Here is a 3557-nt window from a genome sequence, read left to right as displayed (position 1 = left end):
GGCGGAGACGGCCGCGGGGTGCGCGGGAGGTCGAGCACACGCGATGAGCGCTCTGGAGATCGACGGAGCCACCGGCTCCGGATCCGGCATGATCGTCCGCCAGGCGCTGGCCTACGCCGCGGTGACCGGCAGAGAGATCCACCTGCGCCACATCCGCGCCCGCCGGTCACGTCCGGGCCTGCGCCGGCAGCACGTCTGCGCCGTTCAGGCGGTCCGCGCCCTGGCGGGAGGAACGCTGGACGGAGCTTCCGTGGGCTCGCGCGAACTCACCTTCCGGCCCGCGGGCGATCCGCTCGGGGGCAGCTACCGATTCGACGTGGGTACGGCGGGGTCGGCCACCGCGTTGTCCCTCGCCCTGCTGCCCGTCCTCGCACGGGCCACGGCGCCGGTGCGGGTCGAGCTCACCGGAGGGCTGTTCCAGGACCACGCTCCCTCCCCCTTCCATCTGCAGCATGTACTCGCCCCGCTCCTCGGCCGGATGGGCCTCGTGGTGGCGGTCACGCCGGTCAGGCCCGGCTACGTGCCGGCCGGCGGAGGGGTACTGCGGCTCGATGTGCTCGGCGCCGGCTCCCTGGAGCCGCTGGACGCACAGGAACCCGGGGCCGTGCTCTCCGTGTGGGGTGTCGCGCTGGCTTCCCGGCTCCGGGAACGCCGGGTGGCCCCACGGATGGCGGAAGGCGCCCGTGCCGTGCTCGCCCGTGCCGGTTTCGACGCCCGCATCGAGGAGCGCGAGGACGACAGCGCCCTCCAGCCGGGTGCCGGGATGGCAGTCTTCGCCGATCTGGCCGCCGGCCACAGGATCGGGGCGGACGCGGCGGGAGCCCCCGGGCGGCCGGCCGAGACGATCGGACGGACCGCCGCGGAGCTCCTTCTGGAGGATCTGCGCACCGGTGCCGCACTGGACCGCTTCGCCTCCGACCAGATCATCGCGTTCACGGCACTGGCCCGTGGCCGGAGCCGGGCCAGGCTGGCAGCCGTCAGCGATCATGTGCGCACCGCGGTGTGGCTGGCCAATCTGTTCGGCCTGGCGCGTGCGGAGCTGAGCGGAACACTGCTCGTCGTGGACGGTGGCGGACCCGCCGGGAGATCACCCCGGCGGTGACGGCCCGTCCTCTCCCCACGCGGGCCGGCTCGTGCGCTCCCCGGCGCTCCTGCGGCGGCGGCCGCATGGCGTCGCTCGAGCCGGGCACTCGCGGCCGGACGGCCCGTTCACCCGACAGCTGTTCGGTCTCCGGGAGCTCGCCGCCCCGCCCGGCCGCCGCGGGGTGGGCATCGGAAGGCGGCCGCCGTGCGGATGTGGCCGGGCATCGCACGGGCCCCGCGCGATCTCGCCCGCGAGAGCATCCGGAACGCCGGCCCGGGGACCGGGGACCGCAGCCGGGGTGTGCCGGGGCACGCCCTCTGCAAGGCCGTCATCGTGTCGGGCCGCGTTCCCGGACACTCCAGCGCCGCTCACCGGGCGGCCGCGGCGCGGCGGCCGTCCCGCACGCCCCGTCGGACCGGGCGGACCGTCCCCGCCGTGCTTCGCGCGGGCACCGGCCGAGGGCGCCCCTGAGCCGCACACCGAGGGCAGTGGGCCGAGTCGGCCGCCGTTCCGCAACGGGCGTCCCGCCTGAGGCCTCTGAGGACGGAGGTGGCGCGCGCCGCAGCGCCGCGTCGGCCCGGCACGCGGTGGTGACTCCTTCCACGGTGACGGCGGACTGCGGCCGGGGTCCTGAAAGCCGCTCAGCCCGATCTCCTTCACGCGGCTCTTCACCCGCTTCCTTCACGTGACGCTCGCTCGTCCGGCGCACAGCGACGGCTCCTCGCAGATCGTTGACCGGGTATGACACGGCATGCGCAAGAGAAAGCCCGAGACGGGCGCGAACCCATGGCGTACACGGACTGCGGGGACAGACTGCGCCGTGCCCTCGCCCGGAGCGCCGCCGGCTTCGCGGGACGGCTCGGCGTCCTCGCCTGGGCCTCCTGGGACGGCGATTCCGCTCCCGAGCCGTCCGACGGAACGGAGACGTGCAGCGTCGATCCGACCGGAACCCAGTGATTCACGAGGCACCTTCCCGAATGATCGCCGTGGATTTCCGTGACATACCCAGAAGTGATTTCCGGCTGCGGACGCGGGCGGAGACGAGACTCCGGCGGCCGGGGACGGAGAGCCGGCTCTCGTCCCGCGGCCGGACAATCGGCATGCCGAGCCCTTCGGCGCCGGCGGTCCGGATGTCCCGCGCACCCAGAAGGGCTGCCCTGACGGCTCGTTGGCGCCCGGGGCAGACTGCCGGTCGGCGCACCGATCGATCATCGACTCAATAGTCTGGGTGCCGTGCACTCCCTCGTGGCAGCCGGGCCGCGCACGGCGGCCCGGTCAGACCCAACGGGTATCACCTGTCTCACATGACACGGGCGTCGCGGTCGCTCAGCGGCGTCCGGTCATGCGAAAGGGGCAACACCCCAGGTGGGCAAGGGGTTCACGGCCCGGGTGAACCCGGATCCGCAGAGTCTCCACAGCCGCTGACGGCGTCGCAGCATGGCGTCCAGCATGCCAACAGGCGACTCAAATGCCGCATTTGTTGACGATTCGCCAACGGCTGCATAGCGTGAGACGCGAGGCGTTTCGTTCAGGCGCACCCGCGAGGCCGGGACATCTCAGAGGCTGGGAGCCTTGGTCCGACGGTGGGGTGGTAAGGAGAACGCCGGTCCGCCGCACGTCGGTGATGACACGTCAGTCGGGCGCCGAGTCCATCCGTAGTACCCGCTGCATTGCTGATCGGACGGGTGCCAGATCGCCGATGGGCGCCGGGTTGCGACTACAGAGCCCGGTATACCTCACAACCTTGGAAGGCAAGCATCATGAGCGCAGTCATGTCCAGGATCGGGCGCCTCGTCGCCGCAGCCTTCGCCGCTGTCGTCCTCGCGTTCACGGGTGTCGGCGTCGGCACGGCCGCCGCCCACTCGGACTCACACCACGGCGATTCCGGGTACTCGAGGCACGACGACGACCATTACGACTACGACGACGATGACAACGGGCGTCACTACGACAACGACTACGGCCACGACAACGACCGCGGAGGCAACGGCCACGACAACGACCGGGGCGGCAACGGCCACGACCGGGGTGGCAACGGCCACGACGGCGGCCGCGGAGGCAATGGCCACCGGTGACCGACAGTGACACCGGGTCTCCGGTCGGCGCCGCCGACCGGAGACCTCTGTGAGTTCCACCGGGGTTGGGGCGGCAATCTCCACCACTGCCCGCTCCGGCCCGGCGACGGGGCGGCCATCCGGGTGGCGAACGCGGGTGTGGGCAGCGTCTCGGAGCGGAAGGTGAGACAAGTCGGCGCACTCTGCGTATCGCCTCACGGCAGGACACGGCGGAACGACGAGACCCGCTGTGCGGCCCGACCTGGTTGAGGAGTACTGCCCCGTGGAACTCAACGACACCGGATCCCGCCCAGCCGCCGCACGCTCCGGTTCCGACATGGCTCGGGACATACACGACTCCTTCCAGGCCGTGCTGGACGCACTGGACGCCGCCCGCGCCGACCTGCACGCCTTCGGCA

At 72.3% G+C, this 3557-nt stretch carries 3 protein-coding genes; all 3 read left to right on the top strand.

The annotated features are described in order from the left end of the window. Positions 1–1102, top strand: a 1102-nt coding sequence (rtcA, locus tag GUY61_RS36190; RefSeq protein WP_208106884.1) for an RNA 3'-terminal phosphate cyclase, incomplete at its 5' end; no start/stop codon positions are given. Between the two features lie 768 nt (positions 1103–1870). Next, positions 1871–2041, top strand: a complete 171-nt coding sequence (locus tag GUY61_RS36185) for a hypothetical protein (protein ID WP_166634540.1) — start codon at positions 1871–1873, stop codon at positions 2039–2041. An 803-nt stretch (positions 2042–2844) separates the two neighbouring features. Then, positions 2845–3159 (top strand): hypothetical protein, encoded by a 315-nt coding sequence (locus tag GUY61_RS36180; protein ID WP_166634538.1) that lies wholly within the window; start codon positions 2845–2847, stop codon positions 3157–3159. Positions 3160–3557 lie beyond the last annotated feature (398 nt).

The organism is Streptomyces sp. GC420 (genome assembly GCF_009916105.1).
Lineage (GTDB): Bacteria > Actinomycetota > Actinomycetes > Streptomycetales > Streptomycetaceae > Streptomyces.
This window is presented reverse-complemented; position numbering and strand designations above follow the sequence as displayed.

What these genes read in the sequence shown, in the direction of transcription:
- GUY61_RS36180 (WP_166634538.1), top strand. Translation starts at nt 2,845, where the DNA reads ATGAGCGCAGTCATGTCCAGGATCGGGCGCCTCGTCGCCGCAGCCTTC.
- GUY61_RS36185 (WP_166634540.1), top strand. Translation starts at nt 1,871, where the DNA reads ATGGCGTACACGGACTGCGGGGACAGACTGCGCCGTGCCCTCGCCCGG.